This window comes from Luteibacter aegosomatissinici (assembly GCF_023078495.1).
GTDB classification, from domain to species: domain Bacteria; phylum Pseudomonadota; class Gammaproteobacteria; order Xanthomonadales; family Rhodanobacteraceae; genus Luteibacter; species Luteibacter aegosomatissinici.
The window spans coordinates 2628955-2644363 of the sequence record NZ_CP095742.1; the positions used below are offsets into that span (position 1 = coordinate 2628955).

Here is a 15409-nt window from a genome sequence, read left to right on the forward strand (position 1 = left end):
AAAGTTCTAGTGACCCGTTGACGTTTTGGTCACTCGACACCACGATGTGGTTTTCCCGCTTCGGAAAACCACCATGCACGCCCGCACCGCCTACCGTTCCTCCCTCCCCCTGCTGGTGCTTGGCAGCGCGGCGCTCGCCGTTGCCCTGAGCGCCTGCTCCCGTAGCGAAGCCGATCCCCGCCTCGCCGCGCCACTGGTCCGCACCGCCACGCTTGAAGCCAGCCACGCGAACGAGGCCAGCTTCTCGGGCATCGTTTCAGCACGCGTCCAGAGCAACCTTGGCTTCCGCGTGCCCGGCAAGATCGTCGAACGGCTCGTCGATGCCGGCCAGACGGTGACGAAGGGTCAACCGCTCATGCGGATCGACCGCACCGACCTCGCCCTCGCCGACACAGCCTCGATCGGCGAGCTCGAGGCCGCCCGCGCCCAGGCCATCCAGACGGCGGCGGACGAGAAACGCTTTCACGGCCTGGTCGCCCGCGGCGCCGTGTCCGCCTCGGCCTATGACCAGGCCAAGGCGGCCGCCGATGCCGCGGCGGCACGTTTGCGCGCGGCGCAGGCGCAGGCCGCCGTTACCGCGAACGAAGCGGGCTACTCGGTCTTGCTCGCCGACGCCGATGGCACGGTGGTCGAAACGCTCGGCGAACCGGGTCAGGTGGTTACTGCCGGCCAGGTGGTCGCCCGCCTGGCCCACGCAGGCCCGCGCGAAGCGCGCGTCGATCTGCCGGAAACCATGCGCCCGGCGATCGGTTCCGTGGCACGTGCCACGCTCTACGGAACCGAAGGCACCAGCGTCGACGCGCGCCTGCGCCTGCTTTCCGACGCCGCCGATCCCCTCACCCGCACGTTCGAAGCCCGCTATGTACTCGGCGGCACGGCGGCGCAGGCACCGCTGGGCGCGACGGTCGTGATCCACCTGCCTAACGCGGCTACCGCGACCGCTTCCATTCCGGTGGCCGCCATTTTCGATGGTGGCAAAGGTCCCGGCGTATGGGTCATCCAGGGCAAGTCGCCAACGGTGACATGGCGACCGGTCACGCTGGGTACCGTCGGGGACGAGACGGTCGCTATCACGAGCGGCCTGAAGCCTGGCGAGCAGTTCGTCGCCCTCGGGGCCCACCAGCTGCATGAAGGCGAGTCGGTACGTACGAGCCTTGCTGCAGGCACGCAGCCATGAGCGGCTTCAATCTATCCGCCCTCGCAGTGCGCGAGCGGGCGGTTACGCTGTTCCTCATCATCGCGGTGTCGATGGCGGGGCTCTTTGCGTTCGTGCACCTGGGCCGTGCGGAAGATCCCGCATTCACCGTCAAGGTCATGACCATCGTAACCGCGTGGCCCGGCGCCACCGCACAGGAAATGCAGGACCAGGTGGCCGAGCCCCTGGAAAAGCGCCTGCAGGAACTGAAGTGGTACGACCGTAGCGAGACCTTTACTCGCCCCGGTGTCGCCTGGACGACACTGACCCTGCGCGATGACACGCCCCCGGCGGATGTGCAGGAGGAGTTCTACCAGGCACGCAAGAAGCTCGGTGACGAAGCCGCGAAGCTTCCGCCGGGCGTGGTGGGCCCCTTGATCAACGATGAGTACGCCGACGTCACGTTCGCACTCTATGCACTGAAGGCGCGTGGCGAACCCCAGCGCCTGCTGGTACGCGAAGCGGAAACCCTCCGCCAGCAGCTGCTCCACGTGCCCGGCGTGAAGAAGGTCAACATCATCGGTGAACGCCCGGAGAAGATCTTCGTGGAGTTCTCGCACGAACGCCTCGCGACGCTAGGTATTGCACCAACGGCGATCTTCGATGCACTGAACAAGCAGAACGTGCTCACCGCCGCCGGTTCGATCGACACGGCCGGTCCGCAAGTACTGATACGGCTGGATGGCGCCTTCGACGACCTCAAGACGATCGAACAAACCCCTGTCGTGGCCAACGGCAAGACGCTGCGCCTGGCCGATATCGCCACGGTGCGTCGCGGCTATGAAGACCCCGCCACGTTCCTGGTCCGCAACGATGGTGAGCCCACCCTGGTATTGGGCGTGGTGATGCGGGAACGCTACAACGGCTTGGAACTGGGCAAGGCGCTCGAAAAGGAAGCCGCCACCATCTCCTCGAACCTGCCGCTCGGCCTCACGTTCACCAAGGTCACCGACCAGGCCGTGAACATCGCCGAGGCCTACGACGAGTTCATGTTGAAGTTCTTCGTGGCCCTCGCGGTCGTGATCGCCGTGAGCCTGATCAGCCTGGGCTTCCGCGTGGGCATTGTCGTGGCAGCCGCCGTGCCGCTCACCCTCGCTGGCGTGTTCATCATCATGCTGGTGACCGGGCGCGATTTCGACCGCATCACCCTGGGCGCGCTCATCCTGTCACTCGGGCTCCTCGTGGATGATGCGATCATCGTCATCGAAACGATCGTCGTGAAAATGGAGGAAGGCAAGGACCGCATCGCCGCTGCCACCTACTCCTGGGGCCACACCGCGGCACCCATGCTTGCCGGCACGCTGGTCACGGCCATTGGCCTGATGCCCGTGGGCTTTGCGCAATCCACCGCCGGCGAGTACGCGGGGAACATTTTCTGGGTGGTGATGTTCTCGCTGCTTACCTCGTGGCTCGTCGCGGTCATCTTCACCCCGTACCTTGGCGTGAAGCTCCTGCCGAAGATCCCGGCGGTGGAAGGCGGCCATGCGGCCATCTACGGCACACCGCGCTACCGGGCATTCCGCCGGCTCATCGCATTCGTGGTAAGGCGCAAGGTTCCCGTGGCGCTGGGCGTCGTCGCGCTGTTCGTCGTGGCCGTGTTCGGCATGGGTTTTGTTCGTCAGCAGTTCTTCCCCATTTCCGATCGCCCCGAAGTGCTGGTGGAAGTGCAGATGCCCGAGGGCACCTCGATCGATGCCACCGCGAAGGCGACGACCAAGGTGGAGACCTGGTTGCGCAAGCAACCCGAAGCGAAGATCGTCACCACGTATATCGGCCAGGGCGCGCCACGCTTCTTCCTGGCCATGGCACCGGAGCTCCCGGATCCTTCGTTCGCGAAGATCGTGGTCCTCACCCCCGACGAAAAGGCCCGCGAAGCGTTGAAGCTGCGCGTGCGCCAGGCCGTGCAGGATGGGCTCGCGCCGGAAGCGCGCGTGCGAGCCACGCAGATCGTTTTCGGGCCGCCGTCACCCTACCCGGTTGCGTTCCGCGTGTCCGGCCCGGATGAGGACAAGGTGCGCACCCTTGCCGGGCAGGTACGCGACACGATGCAGAAGAATGCTGCCCTGCGCACGGTGAACACGGACTGGGATGAGCGCGTCCCGACCGTGCATTTCGTGCTCGACCAGGACCGCCTGCAGGCGATCGGCCTGAGCACGCACGACGCGTCCACGCAGCTGCAGTTCTTGCTGACGGGCATCCCTGTCACCAGTGTCCGCGAAGATATCCGCTCGGTGGATGTGGTGGCACGCAGCGCGGGCCCCACCCGCCTTGATCCCGCTCGCCTGGGAGCCTTCTCACTGGTAGGTAGCGCGGGGCAGCGTGTCCCGCTGGATCAACTGGGCCACGCGGAAACACGGATGGAAGATCCGATCCTGCGTCGGCGCGATCGCATGGCCACCATCACGGTGCGTGGCGATATCGACGAACGCTTCCAGCCACCGGATATTTCCATGCAGCTGATTGGCCAGCTGAAACCGCTGATGGATACCCTGCCCGCTGGCTACGCCATCGAGACAGCCGGCGCCCTCGAAGAAGCGGGCAAGGCCAACAAGGCGCTCGCCGCGGTGTTCCCGTTGATGCTCCTGCTGATGATGATCGTGATCGTGTTCGAAGTGCGCTCCATCTCGGGCATGCTCATGATCCTCGCTACGGCTCCGCTGGCGCTCGTCGGCGTGGTCCCCACCCTGCTGCTGTTCCACCAGCCGTTTGGGTTCAATGCCATCCTTGGTTTGATCGGCCTGGCCGGCATCATCATGCGCAACACGCTCATCCTGATCGGCCAGATCCATACCAACCAACGTCAGGGCCTGGATACGTACCACGCCGTGGTGGAGGCCACCGTGCAGCGCTCGCGCCCCGTGATCCTCACCGCCCTGGCCGCCGTGCTTGCCTTCATCCCGCTGACGTTCTCGGTGTTCTGGGGCTCACTGGCCTTCACCCTGATCGGCGGCACCATCGGTGGCACCGTGCTGACGCTGCTGTTCCTGCCAGCGCTCTATGCGATCTGGTATCGGATCAAGCCGGATAAGGATATCGATCCGGGTGCCGTGCCTGCGTTGAGCCACTCGCCCACGGAGGAATAGGTCACGGCCGTAAGAACGGCGGCGCCACGAGGCGCCGCCTGGTTTCTCGCCGCGGGGCCCTCCGCGGTTTACGCGCCGTGAAGAAACGTGCGCACGTGCGCCACGTAGCCCTCGGCGTACTGGAACAAGGCGCCGTGCCCCGCATTCGGGTAGATGATCAATGTGGCGTTCGGCAGGTACTTCGCCAGGGTGAATGAGTTCTCGGTGGGAATCATGGTGTCGTTACTGCCGTTCGTAACGAGCACGGGCTGTGTGATGGTCGCCAGCTTGCCGGCGACGTCGCCGCGCCAGTTGGCCCAATCGATCATGGCTTGAAGCTGGGTCGGCGCGACATGCGGGCCCGCCGGGAGATCGGCCGGGGCACGGCGCGTCGCTAGCCGTCCCACGAACGCCGCCGCGGCTGCCGCACCGGCGGCCGTGTCAGGGAAGAACAGGTGTCGCAGCTTGTCAGCCGGGGCCATGGTGGCATCCGTGTAGATCGCCACAAGTTCGGGCCGGTCCATGCCGGCACCCGCGCCGCCCTGTGGCGCACTGCCCGTTATCACCATCCTCTCAACCAGCGCAGGCCGCGCCAATGCGATGTCCTGGGCAAGGAAGCCGCCCAGCGAGTAACCGAGGATATGCACCTTGGCCACACCAAGCGCATCCAGGAACTGGATCGCGTGCTTCGCCATACCGGCGATGGACCCGGGAACATCACCGCCGGATTGGCCCACGCCGGCGTTCTCAAACAGCAGAACCTCGCGATCTTCCGCCAGCGCATCGATGATCGCCGGATCCCAGTTATCGAGCGTCCCGGTGAAGTGCTGCAGGCACAGCAACGGGGTGCCTCCGGGGACGCCAAGCCGCCGATAGGCATAGCGAATGCCGGCCGTTTCGATGAAGCGGGTTTCGGCCATGGCCGTGTTCGGGTTGGTCATGATGCGCCTCAGGTGAACGCGAAGTCGGAAAGATCTACACCGACGATCAGCGGCTCCGGCGCCGCGAGATTCTCCGCCGTGCGCGGGTGGATGCGCAGGCGTGACGGCAGCAGGATGCCCTGCACATTGACGTAATCATGCAGGTACCTCGCGGCCGCGTTCTTGCCCTGGATGTCGACCTCATAATCGTGACGGCGCAACAAACCATCCGCATCGAAGTAATAGGTCTGGACACGGCTGTGTGTGGCGATGTCGTCCGGGAAGACCGCGCGCAGGCGGCGCCAGACCAGGCCATCGACCGTCCAGGGTTCGAGCTCTTCAACCAGCACACCGGGCCGCGCAAGCACGAACGGCGACGTGAGGTACGTCCACATGGTGTAGCCCGCGAAGTAGGCCAGCTGGGGGTTTGTCCAGGGCGTCTCCAGGGCGAAGCCTTCGAACGAACGGCGAGGCTCGTCCAGCGCTTCAACCAGGCGATCATCCGGCCCACGAAGCTCCACGCGCCCAGGGGTGAACACCGAGTGGTTGGGCGACGGCAAGAACGGTCCATGGGAAACGCGCTCTTCGTGCAAGGCAACGGTGACCTTGGCATCGGTGAGGACACCGTCGCGTTGCTTCAGCGTCCAAAGCACGCCGGTGTGGTGCAGGCGCGCGGTGAGCGTGCGGAAGCTGTTAAAGCGGTCCATGCCGCCTGCAGCGCGGATGGCGAGGTCAAGTAGAGGAATCACGGATGGCGCTCCAGAAAGAAACCGAAGCCGTCATGGTGCCCGCTACCAGCACAAGCGGAACGACAATTTCCGCCCTCATTTCGGACACCGTCGCGCTACGGCGCCGCCCTTCCGCTACGCCGCCATGCACCCGGCGGCATGCCTTCGATACGCGTGAACACGCGCGTAAAATGGCTTTGCTCAGCGAATCCGCATGAAAGAGCCACATCGGTCAGCGTGGTCCGCGCGTCGGCCAGCATTTCCTTCGCCCGCGCCACGCGCCGACGCAACAGCCATTGCCGCGGTGGTATGCCATGGGTCACACGGAACGCCCGCGCAAAATGATTGGCGGACATGTTGCACGCGCGCGCCACATCGGCGGTGGTGAATGGGGACGACAGGCTGGCATCCATGAACGCCACGGCCCTGTCACTCTGCCATGGGTAGAGCCCACCCGCCGGGCGCCGGACGAGAACGCCTCCGGATGTGACGCCGTACGCCGAACGCAGCGCCAGTGCCACTTCTGCGAAGAGTGACTGGGCAAACAAGGGCTTCTCCGCCAGCTTCATCAGCAGCAGGCATAGCGCCGTCGCGATAGCGGGCACGATCAGCGCTGGATCTTGCGCCTGGGCATCGCTTGCCGGGCCAATCACGAAGCCGAGCTCCTCGACCGCCTGGTGATGTTCGCGAAACGCAACAAGAAAAGGTCTGCGCCCTGTCTCCTCGTCGGCTACCGGAACCCTTACGAGCCCCTCCTTTCGTTGCAGCGTCGTGACCATCGCCGCCAGCGAGCCACCGGTACGGTAACTCGCCAGCGCGTCGCGACGATCAATGATGAAGCCGTAGGGCATGCCCTCTACATCGCTCAAACCAGACACTCCCATCGCCTTCGCTGGGCCGGCGCGACCTCAGAAGCCCTCGAGCACGAGTTTGCCTCGCGCCTTGTGGCTCTCGACCAATGCATGCGCCCGCCGCAGGTTGGCAGCATTGATCACCCCCAGGTGCTCGCCCACGGTGGTCTTGATCACTCCCTGGTCGATCAGGGCCGCAACGCGGGCCAGCAGCGCCTTCTGGGCATCCATGTCCGGCGTGCGGTACATGGAGCGGGTAAACATGAACTCCCAATGCAGCGAGATTGATTTCCGCTTCAACGGCATGGCATCCAGCGTCGCGGGATCATCGATCAGCGCGAACTGGCCTTGCGGCTTCAGCAATTCGACGATCTGCGCGTAGTACGCATCGGTGTGCGTCAGGCTGATGACGTGGTCGACCAAGGTGATGCCGGCGGCATTCAACTGCGGCTGGAGGGGCTGCGAATGATCGATCACGTGGTGCGCGCCCAGGCCGCGCACCCACTCCTTGGTTTCCTGCCGCGACGCCGTACCGATGACGGTAAGCCCGGTGAGCTTCGCCGCCAGTTGGACCAGGATGGAGCCCACACCGCCGCCCGCGCCGATCACGAGCACGCTCTGCCCTGCCCCGCCACCTTCGGCAACCCGCAGCCGGTCGAACAGGATTTCCCACGCGGTAATCGCCGTGAGCGGCAGCGCGGCGGCCTCCGCGTGGGAGAGCGAGGAAGGCGCCAGGCTCGCGATACGCTCGTCCACCAGCGTGTATTCGGCGTAGCTACCTGGGCGCGTGATGTCGCCCGCGAACCAAACGACATCACCCGCGCGGAACGACGTCACCGCCTCGCCAACCTGTTCAACGACGCCCACGGCGTCCCAGCCCAGGATACGCGGAGCGGCCGGAGGGACCGCCGCCCGGAGCTTCGCATCCACGGGATTCACGGCGATCGCGCTGATCCGCACCAGGAGATCGTGGCGACCCGGCTTTGGGGTAGGAAGCTCGGCTTCGAACAGGGAGGCCGGATCCTCGGCAGGAAGGCCCGCCCGGTCATAGACAATGGCTTTCATGGGGTAAAATCTCCTCAGTAATCGTCCAGAACCCGTTCTGGAAAATGTGTAATGCACACCACGACGGCGATGCTCGCATCCAGGCGCAGGTGCTCGGCCAGCGCAGGGAGCGACCAGGGACAGCCCACGTCGGCCGCCACCACTTCCACGGCGCAACGTGTACGTGTGGTCAGCGCCTCGGCTAAAGTGTTCAAGACGTTGCGTTCGGTATCGACCAGGATCAGCCCATACCCCTCTCGCGCCAGATGTTCCGCGCAAGCCATGCCAAGCCCGGATGCCGCGCTCGTGATCACCGCGGTGCGAAAAGGCGAAGGCATCCTGGCGTCTTCCCGAGCGGTGCGTTGAGGCACCCATCCTGCAGGCCCGGCAGGCAGGCGCCAATGACATAGTTGGCTAGGATTTCGGACACGGCACCAGGACACCGCAATGCATCGAATGGCTTATTTCCTTACCCACGGCTTCCAGGTCATGGCCATCGGCACGCAGACCGTGTTCGAGATGGCCAATATCGTGGCGCGTGAGAAGGTGTATGACATCACCAACTACTCGCTGGCGGGTGGCGAAGTACGCTCGTCCATAGGCGTCTCGGTGACAACGGAAAAAGCGACACACGATATCGATGCCGATACTTGGATGGTCAGCGGTATCGTGAATCCATTGGCCCATCCGTCACCGCCCGGCGAGCTAGCCTTCATCAGCCATGCGGCAAAACGCGCGCGGCGCACGGTCGGGCTATGCACGGGCACGTTTGTCCTGGCCGAAGCCGGCCTGCTCGAGGGCCGCCGTGTCACGACGCATTGGGCCTACGCCGATGAGCTGCGCAAGCGCTGCGGTGGCGCACAGGTCGAAGCCGACCGGATCTTCATCATCGATGGGCCGATCTGGACCTCGGCAGGCCTTACCGCTGCCATGGACCTCGCGCTTGGCATGGTCGACAAGGATCTGGGCCCCGAACTGGCCAGTTCGGTGGCGCACGTGCTGGTCATGCACCACCGGCGGGCCGGTGGCCAGTCCCAGCACTCGGAGCTACTGAAGATGGCCCCGAAATCGGATCGTATCCAGACCGCGCTGGAATACGCCCGCAAGAACCTCGCGAAGGCACTATCAGTGGATGATCTGGCTGAAGCGGCGCATCTCAGCCCACGGCAGTTCAGCCGCGTATTCCAGGCTGAAACCGGCCATTCACCGGCCAAAGCCATAGAGCGCCTGCGTATTGAACAAGCACGAAACCTGATTGAACGCGGGCGTCATTCGCTCGAAGTGATAGCCCGGGAGACAGGATTTCGCGATCGAAAGCACCTGCGCGAGGCATTTGTGCGCGGGTATGGCGTAACGCCCCTGTCGCTACGGCGGGGCGCGCGCATGCCGGGCGATAGGGACACGGACGAAAGCCCGATCGAGATCGAGCTCGCGTCCTGAAGACCCCGGTCAGCCCGCAGCGAGGTCCACCGAAGCCTCTGCCGTCAGCGCAAGGAACGTAAAGGTTTCCTGCAGGTAGAGTTGCACCGATGTCGCATCGTGCGAGTCGTAGCCGATCGACACATCCTGGCCCAGGTGCAGCTCGTAATCACCGCCGCGGGCCGAAAGCAGCACGCCGCCTTCGATAGCCGGTGCCCATACGATGCCGCCATTGAGCATGCCGTGCAGCTCGCGATACACCGGATAGCCCTCATCGGTGGCGCCGTTCATGGCGGCATACGCCTTGGCGCCCAGCGCCAGGCGGTAGGGACCATTGACGCCGGCCAGGCGCAGTTCACTGAGTGCCTTGGCGATGGCACGCGGGTAGGCGGCGACATCCGCTGGCAGCGCCACCTTCTTGTTATCCGAGGCCTCGCGGATACCGGTGATGCCGGCGGCCGCATAACCATCGAACACGGCGCGGTCCTCGGCAAACGCCAGCTTGCGTGCGGCATCCTTGAGCGGCTGCAGGTCAGGGTCGTTCGAACCCCGGGCAACGCCATCGAGCTCCTCGCGCGAAAGCACGAACGGTACGCGGAGCTCCACCAGCGAAGCGACCTGGCGCTGCAATGACCGGATGCCATCGCCCGGCGCGGCAATCTCACGCACATGGCCGGTGGGAACGCCGCCGTAGTCGTAGCCACGGGGACCGACGACGTCGACGAGACGCCGTGCCGCCATGTGTTCCTTCAGCGTGCGAGTCGCTTCGTCTTCAATCTGCTTCCAGGCGCCGCCACTGACGGGGGCGAGTTCGCGGAACAGGTTACCCATGGTTGTTCTCCATCTTGAGCGAGCCGATGCCGAGCGAGCCATCGGCGGCGCGCGTGTCGGCAGCGGGTTCGGAAACGGGGCGTGCGCCGGTGGCACCGGGCGCATCGGGAATGGCGGCCAGGAAACTGGCGGCCGGCACAAAGAACAGGCAGCCGGTCACGGCTACGCTGAAATCGAGCAGGCGATCGTAGTTGCCAGGCGGGTTGCCCACGAACATGTTGTTCAACATTTTCTCGGTTCGCGCTGGCGAGCGCGCATACCCGATGAAGTAAGTGCCGAACTCGCCCTTGCCCACATCACCGAAGGGCATGTTGTCGCGGACGATGTCCAGCTCCTGACCATCCTCCTCGATGCTGGTGAGGACGTTGTGCGCGTACGACGGCTTGGCGGCATCATCGAGCTCGATATCGGAAAGCTTGTGCCGCCCGATAATCTTCTCCTGCGCCTCGATCGGTACCTCGTTCCAGCGCTTCAGGTCATGCAGGTACTTCTGCACGATGACGTAGCTGCCACCGGTAAAATCCGGATCTTCATCGGCGACCACGGCAGCCTCCACCGCCTCGATACCCGTGGGGTTTTCGGTGCCGTCCACGAAGCCAATGAGGTCACGATCATCGAAGTACTTGAAGCCATGCACTTCGTCGACCACCACAACGGCCCCATCCAGGCGCGCAAGGATCTGCGTGGCGAGCTCGAAGCAAAGATCCATGCGCCGGGCGCGGATGTGCAGGAGGATGTCGCCTGGCGTGCTGGGTGCGCGATGCACGCCGTTGATCTCGGCGAATGGGTGCAGATCGGCCGGGCGCGGACCGGCGAACAGGCGATCCCACACCGTGGAGCCAAACGCCATGACACACGAAAGCTGTCCCTCCAGGTCGCGGAAGCCCACGGCGCGCAGCAGGCTCGCCAGATCGCCGCAGAGCGCGCGAACGGACTCGACCGACGCGGTACCCGGGTTCACCGTCAGCACCAGGAACATGGCCGAACGCGACAGCGTCGCTACCACGGGTTGCGGAACACCATTTGCCACGAACCTGCTCCTTCATCTCATGAGCGGAAAGGATCCGTCACGACTCCGGCCGTGGCAAGTGCTCTGCGGCTATTCGCCTTGCAGGAAGCTCACAAAACGCCGGTCTGCGCCGGCCAGATCCGCCGCTTGCGTGGCGCGGGCACCTGCCGATTCCAGCAGCCACATCGTACGCAAACGATGCGACACGAGGAGCCAGTCAACATGACCCGCCGGTGTCTTGTACGTTTCCGTCGCGTCTTTTAGCGCCTCACGCAGGCTTTCCCTTGATGGGGCGTATACGATCACGCCTTCGTTCGACAAGCCGGCCTCGTGAATGCCCAGCCGTTCACACAACACGCCTCGTGCTTCGGCCTCCGCGTAATCGTCCCCACGCCGGCGTTGTATCGCATCGGCAACCCCAGGATCGGTCCAGTGGCCCTGGTCATCCTGGAACAGCCCGCCCGATGTCCACGCCTCGGGTGGGCAGAGTTTTTGGGCGGGCTCAAGCGCGACGAACGGATTGACTTCGGCGGGGTAGACACGGCAGGCCGTGGGGCGGCGTTCATAGATGCCGCACCCCATGTCAGCGCGCAGGTTCGGGCACGCGCCGTCGAACGCCGCTACCAGCGTCACGATCACCCGCACGGGCAGGTGGCCACTCACGGCTGCGAACGAGCGCTTGCGTTTGTGCCACGCGGGGCCGTTATCCGGCGCCGGCTCCTCGGGCCAGGGGATGGCCTCGCAGAACACTTCCACCTCACCGCCATCCTCAAGCCAGGCTTGCGCCTCGGCCACGCTGAGCGGGAGCCGCAAGCTATGGCAGCAGCGGCCACACATGGTGCAAGCGAAACGCAACGACATCGTTCGTCAGCCCTTGTCAGTCAACCAGACGCGGATCAGCGACAAGAGCTTATCCACGTCGAGCGGCTTGGCCACGTAATCGCTGGCACCCGCCTGCATGGCCTGCTGCTGGTCATCCGGCATGGCCTTGGCCGTCAAGGCGATGATCGGCAGTTTGTCCCAGCGCCGCTCCTGACGGATTCGCTGCATGGCAGTCAGGCCATCCATCACCGGCATCATGATGTCCATGAGCACCAGTTCGTACGCACCCTGCCCCGGCTGGCTCGAGCTCTCGAGCATGTCGAGGGCCTCCTGGCCGTTACGCGCGATGGTGACCAGGCAGCCGTGTGGCTCCAGCACATTCATCAGTGCGAACACGTTGCGGACATCATCTTCCACCAGCAGGATGCGCCGCCCCTCGAGCACGGCATCACGATGCAACGCCTTCCGGATCATGCCCTGCTGCGGCTCAGGGAGCTCGCTGACCACCTGGTGCAGGAACAGCGAGACTTCATCGAGCAAGCGCTCGGGCGATTTGGCCCCCTTGATGATGATCGAGCTCGAATAACGGCGCAGGCGCTCTTCCTCCATCGGCGAGAGCACGCGCCCGGTGTAGACGATGACCGGCGGGAAGGCATGGCCTTCCTTCGAGCTCAGTGTCTCAAGCAATTCAAAACCGGAGGTATCCGGTAGCGACAGGTCCAGCACCATGCAATCGAAGGCCTGCGCCTGCAGCGCGGCGATGCACTCCGCCGCGGTCCGTGCGCCGACGGTTTCCACATCAGCCGTGGCGAGCAGATGACGGATCGCATCCAGTTGCACCGCATCGTCTTCCACCACGAGTACGCGGCGCGGTCGCTGTGAAAGGCGAGCCTCGAGCGAATCCAGCGCATGGGTCAGGGCATCGCGCGTGACCGGTTTCGTCAGGTAGCCCATGGCGCCGAGCGAGAGCGCGGTCCGCGAGTGATCCGACGCCGACACCACGTGGATAGGAATATGCCGGGTGCGGACGTCGTGCTTCAGGATATCGAGCACGTACAGACCGGACTGATCGGGCAGCCCGATATCCAGGATGATCGCGTGCGGTAAATACTCCCGCGCCATGGCGAGCGCATCGTTCGCGGTACGTGCCACGATGGCGCGGAAGCCCATGTCGGTGGCAAGGCCACTGACTATCTCGGCAAAGGTGTGATCATCTTCGATGACGAGGATGAGGCGGCCCTTCTCCGCGCCCGTGAGCGGCACGGGCGCCGTCGACGGGGTCGGCTGCAGCGCAGATGCCGGCGCCGCGCGTACCGCGACGGGTGTCACCGCCGGTGCCGGTGCCGGTGCCGGCGCAGGCGCAGGCGAAGCGCCGCGAGATCCTTCCAGCTTCGTGGCGATCGTGAGGGTAAACGTGCTGCCCTTGCCCGGCTCGCTCTGCACCGTGATATCACCGCCCAGGCGGCGGGCCAGTTCGAGCGAGATGGAAAGGCCCAGCCCGGTGCCACCGTAACGGCGGCTGATGGAACCATCCGCTTGCTGGAACGCCTCGAAGATGCGGGCCTGCTGCTCAGGATCGATGCCGATGCCCGTGTCGCCCACGGTAAAGGCCACGCGTCCACCACGCTCTGCCCGCACGCCCAGCGTGACCCCGCCGGCCTCGGTGAATTTCAACGCATTGGATAGCAGGTTCTTGAGCACCTGCTCCAGGCGCTGGCGATCCGTTTCCACAATGGGGGGCGTGCCCGGTTCGGCGACGACATGGAAGGCCAGGCCTTTTTCCATGGCGATGGGCGAGAGCAGCGCCGACAGGTCATTGAGCAGCGACTCGGTATTCACCGGTTCGCTGCGCACGTCCACGTGGCCCGCCTCGATCTTCGACAGATCAAGAATATCGTTGATCAGGCTGAGCAGGTCGGTACCCGAGGTGTGGATGGTGCGGGCGAACTTCACCTGCTCTTCGCTGAGGTTGCCCGCCGTGTTATCGGCCAGCAGCTTGGAAAGAATCAACGCGGAGTTGAGCGGCGTACGCAGCTCATGCGACATGTTGGCCAGGAACTCGGATTTGTACTTGCTGGCACGCTCCACTTCGCGCGCCTTGAGCTCCGTAGCCTGGTTGGCGGCGCGCAAGGCATCACGCTGTTGTTCGAGCTGTTCCGATTGGCCGGAAAGGTGCGCGTTGGTCTGCTCAAGCTCGGCCTGCTGCTCTTCCAGTTCGTGCTGGGATTCGCGCAGGGCGCGACTTTGTTCTTCCAGCTCTTCGTTGGAAACGCGCAGCTCCTCCTGCTGCGCCTGCAGCGCCTCGGACTGGCGGCGTGTTTCCTCGAGCAGGCGGGTCAGCTCGGCGCGGTACGCTGCCGAGCGCAGCGCGATCGCGATGGCCGGTGAGGCCTGCTCAAGCAACGTGACCGCATCGGCATCCACGGCATGGAAAAAGCCGAGCTCCAGCACACCCTGCGCCATGCCATCGGAAACGCCCGGCGCGACCACCAGGTGGCGGGGCTTGGCCTGGCCCAGACCGGAACCGACCGTGAAATAGCCATCGGGCACGTCGTTGACGACGATGACCCGGTTCTCGTCCACCGCACGACTGAGCAGGCTGCCCGCGGGCCGCACGGCATCGGCCTGACTATCGGGGGCAAGGCCCACCGCGCCCGCCCGTACGAAGCGGCCGTTGTTCGCGGTGAACAGCGCGCCCGCCTCAGCCCCGAGGAAGCCAGCCAGGAACGAGAGGATGGCGCCGCCAAGCTCACCCGCATCCTTGTCACCCGCCATGACAGTGGCCAGCTCCAGCTGCCCGCGCTGCAACCAGGCATCGCGCTCGCGGGCTCGCGAGTTACGGCGGATCAGCACCGCCACGAAGATGGTGAGGGCCACTCCAAGGAATGCACTCGCCGCGCCGCTGGTGATCGCCGTGCTGTAAGCGCCTTCCATCTCTGCCAGGCGCTTCGCGCGAAGGTCATACTCGACAGCGCGCATGGCGGTGAGCCGCGCACGCACATCGTCCATGGCCGCCTTGCCCCGATCGGAGTTCACCACGGGGAGCGCGGCATCCAGGCCACGATCACGCCGCAGCTCGATGGTTTCCCGCAACTCGGTGAGCTTGTCGTTGATTCGTACGCCCAGCTCCCGCAACCGGGCCTGCTGGCCGGCATCACCATCCAGCGCCACGCGGATAGCCTCCAGCCGCGTGGGCATCATGGCCAGGGCGGCCCTGTAAGGCTCCAGGTAGCCATCGCTGCCGGTGAGCAGGTAACCACGCTGGCCGGTCTCGGCATCCTGGATGCTGGAAAGGATCTCACCCAGCCCGGTCACGGTTTCTTGCGAACGGATGACCTGCGCGTTGTCGTTGCGGATGGTCCGTATGTTTGCCCCGGCCACCAGCCCGCTGCACACGAAGAACACGATCACGAGCAAGAGGGCCAGGAGCATCCGGGCATCGGCCCCGGCGCGCATGGAGGTACGTCGGGACGTCGGCTGGAGCGTCATGGAGACTCGGGCAGTGAGGGCAACTCCTCAATCTACCAC

12 protein-coding genes are annotated in these 15409 nt (G+C 64.9%); 3 read left to right on the top strand and 9 right to left on the bottom strand.

Annotated features, from left to right (window positions below):
- Positions 1-73: 73 nt before the first annotated feature.
- Both L2Y97_RS11830 and L2Y97_RS11835 read left to right on the top strand, forming a co-directional pair.
- Positions 74-1177, top strand: a complete 1104-nt coding sequence (locus L2Y97_RS11830; RefSeq protein ID WP_247426594.1) for an efflux RND transporter periplasmic adaptor subunit — start codon at positions 74-76, stop codon at positions 1175-1177.
- Positions 1174-4278, top strand: a complete 3105-nt coding sequence (locus tag L2Y97_RS11835; protein WP_247426597.1) for an efflux RND transporter permease subunit — start codon at positions 1174-1176, stop codon at positions 4276-4278. Before L2Y97_RS11830 ends, L2Y97_RS11835 begins: the two co-directional genes overlap by 4 nt.
- Positions 4279-4346: 68 nt before the next feature.
- On the opposite strand, the gene L2Y97_RS11840 is transcribed toward L2Y97_RS11835, so the two are convergent.
- From L2Y97_RS11840 to L2Y97_RS11860, 5 genes are all read right to left on the bottom strand, one after another.
- Positions 4347-5198 carry an alpha/beta fold hydrolase gene (locus L2Y97_RS11840; RefSeq protein WP_247426600.1) on the bottom strand — a complete coding sequence of 284 codons (852 nt, stop codon included), beginning with the start codon at positions 5196-5198 and terminating at the stop codon, positions 4347-4349.
- 8 nt (positions 5199-5206) lie between these two features.
- Positions 5207-5926 carry a hypothetical protein gene (locus tag L2Y97_RS11845; protein ID WP_247426602.1) on the bottom strand — a complete coding sequence of 240 codons (720 nt, stop codon included), beginning with the start codon at positions 5924-5926 and terminating at the stop codon, positions 5207-5209.
- A gap of 95 nt (positions 5927-6021) precedes the next feature.
- Positions 6022-6774 carry a helix-turn-helix domain-containing protein gene (locus tag L2Y97_RS11850; RefSeq protein WP_247426605.1) on the bottom strand — a complete coding sequence of 251 codons (753 nt, stop codon included), beginning with the start codon at positions 6772-6774 and terminating at the stop codon, positions 6022-6024.
- Positions 6775-6813: 39 nt separating this feature from the next.
- Positions 6814-7821, bottom strand: a complete 1008-nt coding sequence (locus L2Y97_RS11855) for a zinc-binding alcohol dehydrogenase family protein (RefSeq protein WP_247426608.1) — start codon at positions 7819-7821, stop codon at positions 6814-6816.
- A 14-nt stretch (positions 7822-7835) separates the two neighbouring features.
- Entirely contained in the window at positions 7836-8138 is a 303-nt protein-coding gene (locus L2Y97_RS11860; RefSeq protein ID WP_247426610.1) for an SDR family NAD(P)-dependent oxidoreductase, read from the bottom strand.
- Between the two features lie 109 nt (positions 8139-8247).
- On the opposite strand from L2Y97_RS11860, the gene L2Y97_RS11865 reads away from it, so the two are divergent.
- Positions 8248-9240, top strand: coding sequence for a GlxA family transcriptional regulator (locus tag L2Y97_RS11865; RefSeq protein WP_247426614.1), 993 nt, complete (start codon positions 8248-8250; stop codon positions 9238-9240).
- 9 nt (positions 9241-9249) lie between these two features.
- Here the strand turns inward: L2Y97_RS11865 and L2Y97_RS11870 are convergent, their stop codons facing one another.
- The 4 genes from L2Y97_RS11870 to L2Y97_RS11885 form a co-directional block, all read right to left on the bottom strand.
- Positions 9250-10050 (bottom strand): family 1 encapsulin nanocompartment shell protein, encoded by an 801-nt coding sequence (locus L2Y97_RS11870; RefSeq protein WP_247426616.1) that lies wholly within the window; start codon positions 10048-10050, stop codon positions 9250-9252.
- Positions 10043-11080 (bottom strand): Dyp-type peroxidase, encoded by a 1038-nt coding sequence (locus tag L2Y97_RS11875; RefSeq protein WP_283248260.1) that lies wholly within the window; start codon positions 11078-11080, stop codon positions 10043-10045. The genes L2Y97_RS11870 and L2Y97_RS11875 overlap by 8 nt, the downstream gene beginning before the upstream one ends.
- Positions 11081-11149: 69 nt before the next feature.
- Positions 11150-11920 carry a YkgJ family cysteine cluster protein gene (locus L2Y97_RS11880; RefSeq protein WP_247426617.1) on the bottom strand — a complete coding sequence of 257 codons (771 nt, stop codon included), beginning with the start codon at positions 11918-11920 and terminating at the stop codon, positions 11150-11152.
- Between the two features lie 6 nt (positions 11921-11926).
- On the bottom strand, positions 11927-15370 hold the full coding sequence (locus tag L2Y97_RS11885) for a response regulator (RefSeq protein WP_247426619.1): 3444 nt from the start codon (positions 15368-15370) through the stop codon (positions 11927-11929).
- Positions 15371-15409: the final 39 nt, after the last annotated feature.

Bases quoted from the DNA above. Each gene is read 5' to 3' on its own strand.
- L2Y97_RS11830 (WP_247426594.1), top strand. From the start codon at position 74: ATGCACGCCCGCACCGCCTACCGTTCCTCCCTCCCCCTGCTGGTGCTT.
- L2Y97_RS11835 (WP_247426597.1), top strand. From the start codon at position 1,174: ATGAGCGGCTTCAATCTATCCGCCCTCGCAGTGCGCGAGCGGGCGGTT.
- L2Y97_RS11840 (WP_247426600.1), bottom strand. From the start codon at position 5,198: ATGACCAACCCGAACACGGCCATGGCCGAAACCCGCTTCATCGAAACG.
- L2Y97_RS11855 (WP_247426608.1), bottom strand. From the start codon at position 7,821: ATGAAAGCCATTGTCTATGACCGGGCGGGCCTTCCTGCCGAGGATCCG.
- L2Y97_RS11860 (WP_247426610.1), bottom strand. From the start codon at position 8,138: ATGCCTTCGCCTTTTCGCACCGCGGTGATCACGAGCGCGGCATCCGGG.
- L2Y97_RS11865 (WP_247426614.1), top strand. From the start codon at position 8,248: ATGCATCGAATGGCTTATTTCCTTACCCACGGCTTCCAGGTCATGGCC.
- L2Y97_RS11870 (WP_247426616.1), bottom strand. From the start codon at position 10,050: ATGGGTAACCTGTTCCGCGAACTCGCCCCCGTCAGTGGCGGCGCCTGG.
- L2Y97_RS11880 (WP_247426617.1), bottom strand. From the start codon at position 11,920: ATGTCGTTGCGTTTCGCTTGCACCATGTGTGGCCGCTGCTGCCATAGC.
- L2Y97_RS11885 (WP_247426619.1), bottom strand. From the start codon at position 15,370: ATGACGCTCCAGCCGACGTCCCGACGTACCTCCATGCGCGCCGGGGCC.